At 66.2% G+C, this 14,022-nt stretch carries 5 protein-coding genes and 5 pseudogenes; 5 read left to right on the forward strand and 5 right to left on the reverse strand.

The features are described from left to right. Positions 1-123: 123 nt before the first annotated feature. Positions 124-459, forward strand: coding sequence for a hypothetical protein (locus ACHMW8_RS15390; protein WP_125156385.1), 336 nt, complete (start codon positions 124-126; stop codon positions 457-459). Here ACHMW8_RS15390 and lepB read toward each other — a convergent pair. Both lepB and ACHMW8_RS15400 read right to left on the reverse strand, forming a co-directional pair. Further along, positions 456-1,229: a signal peptidase I gene (gene lepB, locus ACHMW8_RS15395; RefSeq protein ID WP_395443027.1), complete on the reverse strand. Its 774-nt coding sequence runs from the start codon at positions 1,227-1,229 to the stop codon at positions 456-458. The two genes, ACHMW8_RS15390 and lepB, sit on opposite strands and share 4 nt — an antisense overlap. A 169-nt stretch (positions 1,230-1,398) precedes the next feature. Further along, the gene (locus ACHMW8_RS15400) at positions 1,399-3,795 is read right to left on the reverse strand and encodes a TonB-dependent receptor (protein WP_395443028.1); all 2,397 of its coding nucleotides are present in this window, start codon (positions 3,793-3,795) and stop codon (positions 1,399-1,401) included. A 241-nt stretch (positions 3,796-4,036) separates the two neighbouring features. On the opposite strand from ACHMW8_RS15400, the pseudogene ettA reads away from it, so the two are divergent. The 3 genes and pseudogenes from ettA to ACHMW8_RS15415 form a co-directional block, all read left to right on the forward strand. Then, positions 4,037-5,705: pseudogene (gene ettA / locus ACHMW8_RS15405) on the forward strand (energy-dependent translational throttle protein EttA). A gap of 149 nt (positions 5,706-5,854) precedes the next feature. Next, the gene (locus tag ACHMW8_RS15410) at positions 5,855-11,284 is read left to right on the forward strand and encodes a hypothetical protein (protein WP_395443029.1); all 5,430 of its coding nucleotides are present in this window, start codon (positions 5,855-5,857) and stop codon (positions 11,282-11,284) included. Between the two features lie 12 nt (positions 11,285-11,296). After that, a pseudogene (locus tag ACHMW8_RS15415) lies at positions 11,297-11,767 on the forward strand (hypothetical protein); the annotation flags it as partial. A 36-nt stretch (positions 11,768-11,803) separates the two neighbouring features. Here the strand turns inward: ACHMW8_RS15415 and ACHMW8_RS15420 are convergent. After that, positions 11,804-12,205 (reverse strand): hypothetical protein, encoded by a 402-nt coding sequence (locus ACHMW8_RS15420; protein WP_125156390.1) that lies wholly within the window; start codon positions 12,203-12,205, stop codon positions 11,804-11,806. A gap of 285 nt (positions 12,206-12,490) precedes the next feature. Here ACHMW8_RS15420 and ACHMW8_RS15425 point away from each other — a divergent pair. Further along, positions 12,491-13,458, forward strand: a pseudogene (locus ACHMW8_RS15425) (2-hydroxyacid dehydrogenase). On the opposite strand, the pseudogene ACHMW8_RS15430 reads toward ACHMW8_RS15425, so the two are convergent. Both ACHMW8_RS15430 and ACHMW8_RS15435 read right to left on the reverse strand, forming a co-directional pair. Continuing rightward, a pseudogene (locus tag ACHMW8_RS15430) lies at positions 13,455-13,765 on the reverse strand (hypothetical protein). The pseudogenes ACHMW8_RS15425 and ACHMW8_RS15430 overlap by 4 nt on opposite strands. Further along, positions 13,713-13,997, reverse strand: a pseudogene (locus ACHMW8_RS15435) (carboxymuconolactone decarboxylase family protein); the annotation flags it as partial. The pseudogenes ACHMW8_RS15430 and ACHMW8_RS15435, both read right to left, overlap by 53 nt. Positions 13,998-14,022 lie beyond the last annotated feature (25 nt).

The raw sequence follows: 14,022 nt of genomic DNA on the forward strand, positions 1-14,022 counted from the left end.
GCGCCTCTGCCCTTCCTGGGCGTTTCCTCCCTATTGACTTCAAGCCCGGTCGTTTGGCCGGGCTTTCTTTTTGCGCGTCGCGAAAGATGCTAGTCAGGGCGCTAACGACGCGAGGTTCCGCATATGACAGTCGCCAAGCCCAAGAAGAGCGAAGTGCTCGAGGTTCGTCTGCCGTACGAGACCAAGACCGCCTTCATGGCCCGCTGCCGCGAGACGGACCGCACGGCCAGCGAGGTGGTGCGGATCTTCATCGACCAGGAGCTGGACGGACGCACGGCGAAGCCGCGCACGCATGGCCTCATGTGGCGAGCCCTGGCGGCGGCCCTGGCCGGTCTCTTCGTCGGCGCGGTGGCCGCGCCCTCGCTCGCCCGTCCGACCACGCCCTCGCACGCGGTCTTTGAACGCCTCGACGCCAATCACGATGGCAATCTGAGCTTCGAGGAATTCAGCGGGCGCTAACGGATCGGCTTCAGCAGCCGGTCCCACTGCAGGTCCAGCCACGTCCAGGGCTTGAACAGCGACGCGCCCTGGCGCCACGACACCAGAACGAACTTCGCCCGGCCGACCAGGTTCTCGGCCGGCAGCAGGCCGACGCCGCCCGCCGACGGCGAAAAGCGGCTGTCCAGCGAGTTGTCGCGATTGTCTCCCATCACGAAGTACTGGCCCGCCGGCACGACATAGACGCCGGTGTCGTCGCCCGGCAGGCCGGGACCGCCGTCATAGGTGACGTAGGCGCGTCCGTTCGGCGTGCGCTCGCCCAGTTGAAGGACGGCGCGATCCGGCGCGTCGTGATCCTGGGTCATGCCCATGGGCGTCTGAGGAATGGCCGCGTCGTTGACGAACACCTGACCCTCGCGCACCCGGATCCGGTCGCCGGGCAGGCCGATCACGCGCTTGATCCAGGTCTGGGAGGGATCCCGCGGCAGGCGGAAGACCACCACGTCGCCGCGCTGGGCCGCGCGCCCCAGCAACCGGCCCTTGAACAGCGGCGGATTGAACGGAAGCGAAGCCCGGCTCCAACCGTAAGACGACTTGGAGACCACGATGTAGTCGCCGGTCACCAACCCGGGCTCCATCGAGGACGAGGGGATGGTGAAGGGCTGGAAGATCACGACCCGCAGGACCAGGGCGATGGCGAGCGCCAAGCCCACGGTGCGGAGGATCTCGAGCAGTTCGCGCCAGGCGTTGGCGCTGCTGGGTGCGGTGTCGGGGGAGGGGATATCGGTCATGCGCCGACAAGGCCCCGCGCCACGCCGAAGCGCCAGCCGAGGCCTGTCCGGACGGCGAAAATTCGTGTCCGGACAAGAAAAGGGCCGGGATACGCGCTCCCGGCCCTGCATTTTATTCTTGTCATCCGCCCCCGGCGAAGCGGAGAGCCGGGATGACAAGGCTTCGGGTCTAGAAGCGCTTCTTGATCGTCAGATAGGCCTGGCGCGGGGCGCCCGGCAGCAGGGTCATGGCCGTGCCGCCCGGGTCGGCCTTGGCCGGTCCGCCCGAACCCACCGTCGAGATGTAGTCCTCGTCGTTCAGGTTGGTGACGTTGGCCTGGATCTCCAGGCCGCGGAGCATCGGAGCGGCGCTGTCGCTGAAGCGATAGCCGACCGTCAGGTCCGCGACCGTATAGCTGTCGACCTTGCCGCCATCGTTCTCGAACGTGTACCAGCGCGAGCCGACATACCAGAGGCCGGCGCGGGCATAGAGGCCGCCGTCATCGTACTTCAGCTCGGCCTTGAGCAGGTTCTTGGGCGTGTAGATCACGTCCTTGCCCTTGGTCTTCATGGCCACCAGGCCGCCGGCGCCCGGGACGTCGTCGTCATACTTGGAGTCGTTGTAGCTGTAGGAGCCGTACAGAGACCACTCGTCCGTCATGCGGAACTCGCCGGCGACCTCGACACCCTTGGTCGTCACCGAGCCGACGTTCGACAGCACGGCCGGCAGACCCAGGATCGGCGGGGCCGTCGAGGCGCTGTCCAGTCGGTTGTCGAACTTGACGTGGTAGAGCGCCGCCACGCCCTGGAAGCGGCTCGTCTTGACGCGCAGGCCGCCCTCGAAGGTCTTTGAGGTTTCCGGCTTCAGGTTCTTGGCGACATAGTCGACGACCGTCTGGTTCTGCGAGGCGAACGGACCGGAGGTCGCGGCCGACACGAAGGCGGCCATGTTCTCGGTGTAGCCGCCGAACACTTCGACGCCGTTGTCCAGGCTGTAGACGGCGCCGACCTGGGGCAGGAAGCTGTCCTTGCTCTCGATCTTGCCGTTCATCGCGCCGACCACGGCCTTGACCTCGTTCTCGACCTTCAGGGCCTTGAAGCCGAAGTTGACCTTGAACGCGTCGGTCACCGACCAGACGTCCTGCACGTAGCCGGTCGTGGTCTTTGTGTTGAACTTGTACTCCCACGAGGTGGTGAACGGGTTGGACTGGAAGTCCAGCGGGTCACGCGACGGGGCCGCCAGGGTCTCGGCGTAGAAGCGGCGAGCCTGGGCGAAGTCGTTGTCCTCGTGCCAGAAGCCGGCGCTGATCCGGTGGCTGGCCAGGTCGACGACCAGGTTGCCGATCAGGCCCTTGCGGTCGATGTCGTACTCGGTGGTGCGGATCGACAGCGGGGCCGCCGTCGAACCCGTCGTGCCGTAGCCAGGGCTGACCGTGTAGGGCGTGTACCACAGGCCCTGGCCCTTGTTCTTGTGGCCATAGCCCGTCAGGTCGACGCGGACGTTGTCGCCGATCTTCTGCTTGAAGGTCGCGGCGAACAGGTCGTCGTCACGGATGCCGGCGCCGGCGTAGTAGGCGTCGTCCGGGGTGTCGACGCCGTAGGCGCGGTACGGGTTCACGCCCACGCCGGTCCAGTAGCCGCCCTTCAGCAGCGGCGTGGCGCCGGCGTAGTTGGCCGGGTTGTTCAGCACCGAGGCGACGCCGACGGCCTTGGCCCAGTCGGGCTGGAAGTTGTCGAAGTCGCGGCCCAGGCGCTTGATCATGTCGAACGACATGTCCTGGTAGTCCTGCTCGCGGCGTTCGGAGTGGTCCCACCACGCCGTCAGCGAGCCATTTTCGCCGAGCGGCAGCTCGACCTTGCCGTCGATCTGCAGCTGCTTCTGCTTGGAGCCGCCCTTCCACTTGTCGGCCTTCTGCTCGGCGACCGAGAAATAGCCCTTCAGGCCGTTCAGCGACTCGATGGCGCCGGTGTCCATGCGGCCGAACACGCGGTGCATGTTGTCCGAGCCGACCGTGGCGTTGGCCTGCAGGCCGAAGTCGTCGGTCGGGTTGCGCGAGAAGAACTGCAACGTGCCGCCGAGATTCGAGGTCGAGGCGGTCGACAGGGCGCCGGCGCCCTGGGCCAGCTCGATCTTGCCGATGTCCTCGCTGGCGATGGCGCGGCTGATGTGCAGGCCGTTGTAGTTGCCGTAGCTCATGTCGCCCAGCGGCACGCCGTCCAGGGTAAAGCCCAGGCGGCTCTGGTCGAAGCCGCGGATCGAGATGCGGGTCGACCACTCGTAGGCGCCGAAGGCGTCGGCCGACTGGAACGATACGCCAGGCAGCTTCTCGATGGCCTTCAGCGGGCTGGAGCCGGCGGCCTGCAGGGCGACCTGCTGCTCGTTGACGACCTGAACCTGGCGGCTTTCGCCACGGCCCAGGACGATGATGGCGTCCACTTCCGAGACGTCCGGCGCGGCGGTCGGCGCCGCGGCGGCGGCGTCGGCGGCGGCGTCGGCGGGCTTGGCGTCGTCGGCCGCGAAGGCCGGGTGCGCGAACAGGCCGAGCGCGCAGGCGGCGGCGCTCAGCAACAAGGCGTGCTTTTTCATGACTGTCCCCAATCCGGCCCGAGACAAGGGAGGGGCCGGTTGGGAGCCTGCGGTAACAGCGGTCGACGACGGCGAGGCGACGGAGCCGTGTCGGCTGTCCGACAGTCTGGCGACGGAACCGTGACGGCCGTCCCGCCCCGATCCGGCCGCGCGGACCCCGCCACGATTGCGCGAAGCTCTCCGGACCGCTATTTCAGCGCCCAATCCCCGAAACCCTCGTCCAGCGAGAACGCGAGCCCTCATGGCGCAGCAATATATTTTCCAGATGCAGGGCCTGACCAAGGCCTATCCCGGCGGCAAGAAGGTCTTCGAGAACATCTGGCTGTCGTTCTATTCCGACGCCAAGATCGGCGTGGTCGGCGTCAACGGCTCCGGTAAGTCGACCCTGCTGAAGGTGATGGCCGGCCTGGACAAGGAATTCCAGGGCGAGGCCAGGGCCGCCGACGGCATCAAGCGCGGCTATCTCCCGCAGGAGCCGGTGCTGGATCCGACCCTGGACGTCTGGGGCAACGTCATCGCCGACTGCGAAGACAAGCAGATCTTCGACAAGTACAACGCTTTGGCGGCCCAGCTCGGCGAGGAATACACCGACGAGCTGATGGAGGAGATGACCAAGCTCCAGGAGATCATCGACGCCCGCGACCTGTGGGACATCGACTCGAAGGTCGAGATGGCCATCGACGCCCTGCGCTGTCCGCCCAACGACGCCAATATCGAAAGCCTGTCGGGCGGCGAAAAGCGCCGCATCGCGCTCGCGCGCCTGCTGCTCAGCAAGCCCGACATGCTGCTGCTCGACGAACCGACCAACCACCTGGACGCCGAGTCGGTGGCCTGGCTGCAGCATCACCTGGAAGAGTTCCCGGGCTGCGTCATCCTGGTGACTCACGACCGCTACTTCCTGGATCAGGTCACCAAGTGGACGCTGGAGCTCGATCGCGGCAAGGGCGTGCCCTACGAGGGCAACTACTCCGGCTGGTTGGAGCAGAAGACCAAGCGCGTCGTCCAGGAGCAGTCGGAAATCCGAAGCCCGCCAGCGCGCGCTCACCCGCGAACTGGAATGGGTGCGCAGCTCGCCCAAGGCCCGTCAGTCGAAGTCGAAGGCCCGTCTGGCCTCGTACGAGGAAATGGTCGCCGCGCAGGAGAACGCCCGCGCCGCTCAGACCCAGGCCCATATCCAGATCCCGCCCGGCCCGCGCCTGGGCAATCTGGTGCTGGAGGTCAACGGCCTGGAGAAGGAGTATGGCGACAAGGTGCTGTTCAAGGATCTGTCGTTCCGCCTGCCGCCGAACGGCATCGTCGGCGTCATCGGCCCGAACGGCGCCGGCAAGTCGACCCTGTTCAAGCTGATCACCGGCCGCGAGCAGCCCGACGCCGGCACGGTCAAGGTCGGCGAGACCGTCAAGCTCTCGTACGTCGACCAGTCGCGCGACGCCCTCGACCCCAACAAGACCATCTGGGAAGAGATCAGCGGCGGCACCGACGTGATGATCGTCGGCAAGCGCGAGATCAACAGCCGCGCCTATGTCGGCAGCTTCAACTTCAAGGGCGGCGACCAGCAGAAGAAGGTCGGCCTGCTGTCGGGCGGTGAGCGCAACCGGGTCCACCTGGCCAAGACCCTGGCCACCGGCGGCAACCTGCTGCTGCTCGACGAACCGACCAACGACCTGGACATCGAAACCCTCCAGGCCCTGGAAGAGGCGCTCGAGGAGTTCGCCGGCTGCGCCGTGGTCATCAGCCACGATCGCTGGTTCCTGGACCGCCTGGCGACCCACATCCTGGCCTTCGAGGGCGACAGCCACGTCGAATGGTTCGAGGGCAACTTCGAGATGTACGAGGAAGACAAGAAGCGCCGCCTGGGCGCCGACAGCCTTATTCCCAAGCGCATCAAGTTCCAGAAGTTCGCGCGGTAAAAACGGGCCGAATGGCAGGCGATCGAAGGCCGCGGGGTGACCCGCGGCTTTTTTCGTAGGGATCGTCACCGGCGATTTAGTGGGTTGATGCGCCTCAACTCAACATAGTGTAGTGCGGACCTCCAAGCGTTCGAAGTCGGGTGGGGTTCGTGAGTACTTTCCAGACGATCGCCACGGGCGATCTCAAGGACGTCGTCCTTAGCAACGACGGCAAGATCGCCTATGTGTCGAGCGGCGACGGCTTCGTCAGCGCCTTCAATGTCGCCACCGGCGAGGCGGCCGGGCGCTGGAAGGTCGGGACGACGCTGGGGGGCATGGATATCTCCCAAGACGGCAAGTCCCTGGTCGCGACCGAGCGCAGCTTTACGCAGCCCACCGGTGGCTCCACGACGATATCCGTTACGGTCCACGTCATGGAGCTAGCGACCGGTCAGGTCCGCGACTTCGTGATGGAAGGCAGCAGCTATTCCGGCGGCTTTTTCGACGCAGTGTTCACCGCGGACGGCAAGATCCTGCTCTCCAACAGCAATGTGACCCTTGATCCCAGCACAGGCGTCTTCAAGACGGCCGGCAACTCCTATCTCAACGGCGCATTCTCGGCCTCGCCGGACGGCACGAGGGTCATCGTTGCGCAGGATAACATCTCGGACATGCCGATCTGGCTCTACCAGACCGGGGTGGGCATCATCGCCAGTCACCAAGGCTACAAAGACAATATCAGCGGCTTCAACTACGGAGTCCAGGCGATCTCGCCCGCCGGCAACCTGATCTTCCAGGGCGGTTCGACCAGCAAGTACGGCGTGATCTATGATGGCGCCTTGAACTACAAGGGGCTGCTCTCGGACTTCCAGAAGGAGTTGATCTTCGTCTTCTCCGCAGCGTTCAGCACCGACGGCGGCAGCCTCTATGTCCTGAACGGAAACGACGGCCAGATCCTCAAGCTATCGACGACGGACTGGTCCATCCAGAGCAGCTTCTCATCCGGGCTCTCGACGACGGATTCCTATTTCAACGGCGGCGTCCGCTACGGCGACGGGCTGACCCTGACGTCGGACGGCAAGTACCTGCTGGTCTTGAACGCCACGAAGCTGAACACCATTGAGCTGTCGACCGTCGCCATGGGCGGCTCCGACGCCGCCGAGACGATGACGGGCGACGCCTCGGCCAATACGCTGAAGGGCTATGGCGGGGCCGATGTGATCGACGGCGGGGCCGGCAACGACCTGCTCTACGGCGGCTATGGCGACGACCGCCTGATCGGCGGCCTGGGAGACGACGTTCTGGACGGGGGGGCGGGCGTCGACACCGCCGACTACAGCGGCGCCGCGTCCGCCGTGACCTTGGACCTGACGATTACCAACGGCCAGTACACCGGCGGGGCGGGCTACGACGGCCTGGTCGGGATCGAGAACCTGATCGGCAGCGCGTTCAACGACAAGCTGACCGGCGACGCGAACGCCAATCGTCTCGAAGGCGGCGCAGGAGCGGACACGCTGCGCGGCGGCGTCGGCGGCGACACTTTAGTCGGCGGGGCAGGCGATGACCTGTTGATTGGCGGCATAGGGGACGACGCGCTTGAGGGCGGCGACGGTTTCGACATCGCCTCGTACGAAGCCGCAATCGCCGGCGTGCGGGTCGATCTGACAAAGGTCGGGACCGTCCAGAACACCCGCGGAGACGGCCTGGACAAGCTCTCCGGCATCGAAGGGTTGAAGGGTTCGGCCTTCGCCGACGCACTGAAGGGCGACAGTGGCGACAACACCTTCGAGGGAGGCGGTGGAGACGATCTCATCGACGGTGGTGCGGGGGGCGATACGGCCATCTACGCCGGTGCGTCCGCCGCCTACAGTTGGAGCCAGAACGCCAACGGTTCTTGGACCGTGCGCGGGGGCGAGGGTGTGGACACTCTGCTGAACGTCGAAAGCCTGAAGTTCACCGACAAGACCATCACGCTTTCTCCCTCTGCGGCCAATGTGACGATCGAGAGCCTGATCCCGGCCGGGGCGGTCCAGATTCTGGCCACGGGCGCGTACCGCGATGCGGTGCTCTCGCCGAATGGCCAGACGGCCTATGTTTCCGACAACGAGGGTTACGTTACCGCTTTCAGCACCACGACGGGCGAGCTTGCGGGCCGCTGGAAAATGGGTTTGACCTTGAGCGGAATGGATATGTCCGCTGACGGCCGGTATCTGGTGGCCGCCGACGGCGCCCTGGATCCGGCCATTTCTGACGCCAGAATCAAGGTCCACGTGCTGGACACCGTCACCGGCCAGATCGCGGATTACGCAATCGAGGGCAGCATCTACAAGAACGGCTTCGCCGATGTCGCCTTTCTTGATGACGGCAGGATCTTGCTGACACGCGACACGGCCTATACGGGGACGCCAACGACGATCTTGGACCCGGCCACGGGCGCGTTGACGCAGACGGCGCTGACGACCGGCACGCTTTCGGCCTCGGACGACCACAAGACGATCCTGCTCACGCAAGGCAACAGTTCGGACGCCCCGTTGTATATCGTCAAAGGCGGCGCTCAAACCGCCTCTCACGACTGGTACGCGGACGGGGTCGGCGGCTTTAACCAAGGCTTCCAGGCCATTTCGGGCGACGGCTCGCGCGTGGCCCAGTATCTGGGTGCGCTGCACGTTTACGATGGTTCACTGAATTATCTCGTCAACCTGACCAAGCTTTATCCCGAGCTGATCGGGGTCTACGGCATGGATTTCAGCGCCGACGGCAAGCATCTCTTCGTCGTCGATCAGACGACTGACCGACTGTTCGAATTCTCCACCGTGACCTGGAAGGTCGAGCAGGTCTACAGCCTGGGCGTGGATATTCTGCCGGCGTCCGCCAACGTCAACGCCATCAACTACGGCGACCACGTTTTGCTTTCCAACGACGGATCGCGCCTGATGATCTTCGACGGCGTCAGCGTCGTGTCGGTCAAGCTGAGTGGTCTGACGCCGGACGGTGGCTCCGACGGTCCTGACAACCTCTCCGGCGGGCCGGGCGACGACCGCCTGCAAGGCTTCGCAGGCGATGACGTGCTGAGCGGAGGCGCCGGCGCCGACAAGCTTTATGGCGACGCTGGCGACGACCGGCTGCTGGGCGGGGATGGCAATGACCTGCTGGATGGCGGCGTGGGCGTCGACGCCGCCGACTACAGCGGCGTGTCGTCGGGCGTCACGGTCGACCTGAAGATCGTCGTCGCCCAGGATACCAAGGGAGCGGGGCTGGACACGCTCGTCTCGATTGAGAACCTGGTCGGCAGCAGCTTCGGCGACAAGCTTATCGGCGACGCGACGGGCAACCGGATCGACGGCGGCGGGGGCGACGATGTCCTGAATGGCGGCGCGGGCGACGATACGCTCGACGGTGGCGCGGGCTTCGACGTGGCGTCCTACGAGAATGCGACCGCCGGGGTGCGGGTCGATCTGTCCAAGGTCGGAACGCTGCAAAACACCCGCGGCGACGGCTTGGACAAGCTGACAGGCTTCGAAGGGTTGAAGGGCTCGGTCTTCGCCGACATCCTGCGGGGCGACAAGGCCGACAACAGCTTCGAGGGCGGGGCCGGAGACGACCTGATCGACGGCGGCGCGGGTTTCGACACGGCCATCTATGCGGGGGCCTCCGGCGCCTACACCTGGACTTTGAACGACAACGGCTCATGGACCGTGCGCGGCGCTCAAGGCGTCGACACGCTGCTGAACGTCGAGGCTCTCAGGTTCACCGACCGGACCGTCACGCTGTCGCGGTCGGCGACTAACGCGACGATCGAGAGCCTCACCCAAGTTGGCTCGACCCAGACCATAGCCACCGGGACGTTCGCCGACGCTGTGCTCTCGCCCGATAGCCTGACGGTCTATGTCGCCAACAGCGACGGCTATGTCACCGGCTACAGCGCCTCGAGCGGCGAGATCTCTGGCCGCTGGAAGGTTGGTTCCATCCTGGGCGGCATGGATGTGTCCGCCGACGGTCGCTATCTCATGGTCACCGATGGCGTGCTGGAGAACCCGACCGGAGACCAGTGGGGCTACAAGGCTACGATCAAGGTCCATTTGCTGGACACCATCACAGGCAAGGTCACGGACTATGCGACCACGGTCACCGGCTATGACCGCGGCTTCGCCGACGTGGCCTTCACCAGCGACGGCAAAGTCATGTTCACGCAGGGCTTTGGCGGGTCGGGCTGGACGCCGGTCACGACGCTGGATCTCACGTCGGGCTTGTTCACGCGCGGATCCAGCACCTATACCCAGCCCGTGCTGTCGGTCACCGACGACCACCAGACGGTCCTGCTGGCGGAGACCGGCTCGACGGCCGCGCCGCTCTTTATCCTGAAGGGTGGCGCGCAAGCCGCCGCGCACGACCTGTACAAGGACGGGGTCTACGGCCCCAACCGTGGCGTCCAAGCGATATCGGGAGATGGCTCGCGTATCGCCCACTATACGGACAAGCTGCACGTCTACGACGGCTCGCTCAAATACCTCGTCAATCTGAGCAGCCTGCACCCGGAGCTTTCGTCGGTTTTCGGCATGGATTTCAGCGCCGATGGCAAGCACCTGCTCGTCGTCGACTCCATGACCGATCGGGTCTTCAAGTTCTCCACCGAAACCTGGGGCATAGAGCAAGTCTATTCGCTGGACGTGGACATCGCGCCGAACGGCGGCGACACCAACTATGCCAGCGCCGCCTATGGCGACCGCGTCATCCTCAGCAATGACGGCGCGCGGCTGATCGTCTTCGACGGCAAGAGCGCGGTCTCGGTCAACATGGCCGTCCTCAAGGCGGACGGCGGTACGGACGGCGCTGACACCCTCACCGGCAGCGCGGGCGCGGACCGCCTGCAGGGCTTCGCCGGCGATGATGTGTTGAACGGCGGAGCTGGCGACGACCAGCTCTACGGTGACGCCGGCAACGACCGCCTGATCGGCGGCGACGGCGCCGACCGGCTGGACGGCGGCGCGGGCGTCGACACCGCCTACTATGGTAGCGCGAGCGTCGCCGTGACCGTGAACCTGTTGCTGAGCGGGTCCAGCCAGGACACCAAGGGGGCGGGCGCAGACACCTTGGTCAGCATCGAAAACCTCGTCGGCTCGGCCTTCGGCGACACCTTGACGGGTGATGGGCGCGCCAACCAGATCGAGGGCGGAGCGGGCGACGACGTGCTGATTGGCGGTGGCGGCGACGACGTTCTGGACGGCGGCGCGGGCGCTGATACGGCCCGTTACCTGGGCGGCAAGGCCAACTATTCGGTGGTCCAGAACAGCGACGGTTCCACGACCGTGACCGACCTCCGCGCCGGCTCGCCAGACGGGACCGACAGACTGCTAAATATTGAGAGCATCCTCTTCCCGAACCCGCCGTCGAGCGCAGAGATCGCCTCCGAGATGAACGCTATCCTTCGGCAGAGTAACACGGCTGCCGTGTCGACCTTGGCGGCGGACCTGTTGGTGAGGTGGAGCGTGGGGCAGCTTTCGGACGTCCAGGTCACGGCCGCAATCGTCAACGCCGCCGACGCCACCACCTCGGTCGCGTCGATGAGCTACCAGTTCTTTACGGGCAAGGTGCCGACTTAGGGAGGCGTAGACTTCCTTGTTTCGCCAACCGGTCCGAACCCGACCAACCTGAACAGCGCCTACTACGCCACGTTCGATACGGTGAACCGCTACATCAACTTCGCGGTCAATCTGGGCAAGAACGGCGAGGCCAAGGACAGCTTCGCGGCCACCTACGGGTCGCTGTCGCTGTTCGAAGCAACGAAGAAGGCCTATGCGACGATTTTCGGAGGGACGCCGACCGACGCCAAGGTTCACGCGCTGATCGACACGCGGGTCGATTACCTCGCCTACTATGGCGGTGATGGCGCGGCCGGCATCGGCACCAAGGCGGCCATGGTCGGCTTCCTGCTGGCGGCGGCGGCGACCGAGAACCTCGGGGTCATGGCCAAGTCCAACGATGCCTGGCTGATGGACCTCGCCGACGGCTCCGCGCCGTTCGCTGTCAACATCCTGGATCCGGCCAACGGCTACTACAAGGCCGACTTTATCTTCGGCGGCTAAGCCGCCGGGACGGCGCGGGCCGTCCCGGCCAAGGGCCTACTTCGGATCGGCCGGCGAAGACATCGGCGGGGTGGCCGCGGCGCCGGGCTGGGTCATCTTATCCTCGGTCATCGGCGCGTTGGTCGGTGGCGTCGTCGGCAAGCTGGGGGAGGCGGACGGCGCTGGGTTCACGGCCGTATCGGGCGCGCTCGACGTGGCCGGCGGCAGGGTGGCGCTGGTGTCGGTCGACATGCCGGTCGAGGCGCTGGCGGAGCCGGCCCACCAGTCCTTGCTGGCCCGCGCCTTGGGCGAAGCCTTGTCGTAGGCGTCGAGCTGCGAATAGGGGATCGGCTGCTTGGGGCCGGTCTGGACCGACGACTTGGCCTGGGCGGCCAGCGCCACGCCGCCGCACGCCAACATCGACAGGGCCGCGGTGGCGGCGAGCATCTTGGTCAACATCTGGAATTCTCCGGATCTGAAGCGCCTGGTGGCGCCGTCAGCAAAACCCCTCGCGGCGGCGGTTGTTCACAGCTTGGCCTTGCAAAATGGCGCTTGGCGGAACCGCCGCGTCCGGGATCGGGTTCTTGCCGCGCGGGCCGGCTTCGTCACCACAGCGTGATGTGACCGACACTGGCGTCAGCGCAGGGCTCTGCCTAGCTTCTCAATAGGCGTTTCCACCGAGGCGCCGGGGGCGAGACAAAGATCCGCCGCGGGCTCAACGACCCGCGCAGTTGGAGGACATGCATGCCGGATTCCCCGAAGGCGCCCGTCGACAAGCCTCACATCCTGCTCTCGCACGAGATGCTGCTGCCGCTGCAGCCGCTGCTGGAGAACGCCTACGAGGTGCATCGACTATGGGACCATCCCGACCGGATGGCCTTTCTAGAGGGGCCGGGACGGCGGGTTCGGGCCATCGTTCACGCCGGCGAGTTCGCGCTCTCCCGCGACATGCTCTCGGAAATGCCGCAACTGGGCCTGATCGCCTGCGTCAGCGTCGGCTATGACGGCGTCGACGTGCCCTGGTGCAAGGCCCATGGCATCGCCGTCACCCATTCCACCGGCCTGAACGCCGCCGACGTCGCCGATCACGCGGTGGGCCTTGTCCTGGCCGCTTGGCGCGGCATTGTCGAGGGCGATCATCGCCTGCGCTCGGGCCACTGGACCCATGCCGAGCGCATGGCCCCGCGCCATGGTCTGCGCGGCCGCAAGGCCGGCATCGTCGGCCTGGGCCATATCGGCGAGGCGGTGGCCAACCGCCTAACGGCGTTCGAGATGAAGATCGCCTGGTGGGGGCCGCATCCCAAGGAGACCGACTATCCCCGCGCCGACAGCCTGCTGGCCCTGGCTCGCGACAGCGACGTGCTGGTGGTCTGCTCGCGCTCGGACGCGTCGAACCATCACCTGATCAACCAGGCTGTCATCGAGGCGGTCGGGCCGCAGGGCCTGATCGTCAATGTCGCGCGCGGCGCCCTGATCGACGAGGACGCCCTGATCGAGGCCCTGAAGAGCGGCGCGCTCGGCATGGCCGCCCTCGATGTGTACGCGCAGGAGCCGACCCGGCCGCGCGCTGGGCGAACGTGCCGCACACGGTGCTGACCCCGCACACGGCCGGCGCGACCCTGGACAGCATCCCGGCCATGGTCAGCCTGACCCTGGAGAACCTGCGCCGCTACTTCCACGGCGAGCCGCTGGCGACTCCCGTGGCGGCCTAGGGCGGGAACGGCGCGGCGAAGGGCTCGGGCTCCAACCGCAGACCGTTCACCAGCAGGCTGACCGTCCGATAGAAGCCGGCCAGCATCATCAGCTCGATCCGGGCCCCTTCGGAAAAGGCCTCGGCCAGGCGCGCCCACAGGGCGTCGTCGATGTCGGCGCGGGCGTTGACCGCGTCGCAGAAGCCGATCAGCAGCGCCTCGCGCGGTCCCCAGCAGGTGGCGACTCCCGGGGCGGTGGTGGCGGCGAGCTGCTCGGCGCGGAGACCGGCCGCGCTGGCGAAGAGCGCCGCGTGGACGCCCCACTCATAGGCCGCGCCGTTCAGAGCGCAGATGCGATGGATGACGATCTCGCGCTCTCGCAAGGTCAAATGGCCCGGGTCCAGCAGCCCGCCGCCGGTGAAGCGGGCGAACAGGCGCTCGTCGCGGGCCAGGGTTCGAAACAGCGAAAGCGGCTGGTCGCCGGGCGTCTTCAACTGCTCCAGCGTGCGGGCGACGCTCGGCGGGTAGGGGGCTTGGGCGGGTTCGATCCGTGGCGACATCGGTGGTGCTCCGTGCTACAAAATT

The sequence above is a fragment of the Caulobacter sp. UC70_42 genome (assembly GCF_044056025.1).
GTDB lineage: Bacteria > Pseudomonadota > Alphaproteobacteria > Caulobacterales > Caulobacteraceae > Caulobacter.

Excerpts from the sequence above, each read along its gene's own strand:
- ACHMW8_RS15420 (WP_125156390.1), bottom strand. The coding sequence starts at position 12,205 with ATGTTGACCAAGATGCTCGCCGCCACCGCGGCCCTGTCGATGTTGGCG.
- ACHMW8_RS15400 (WP_395443028.1), bottom strand. The coding sequence starts at position 3,795 with ATGAAAAAGCACGCCTTGTTGCTGAGCGCCGCCGCCTGCGCGCTCGGC.
- ACHMW8_RS15390 (WP_125156385.1), top strand. The coding sequence starts at position 124 with ATGACAGTCGCCAAGCCCAAGAAGAGCGAAGTGCTCGAGGTTCGTCTG.
- lepB (WP_395443027.1), bottom strand. The coding sequence starts at position 1,229 with ATGACCGATATCCCCTCCCCCGACACCGCACCCAGCAGCGCCAACGCC.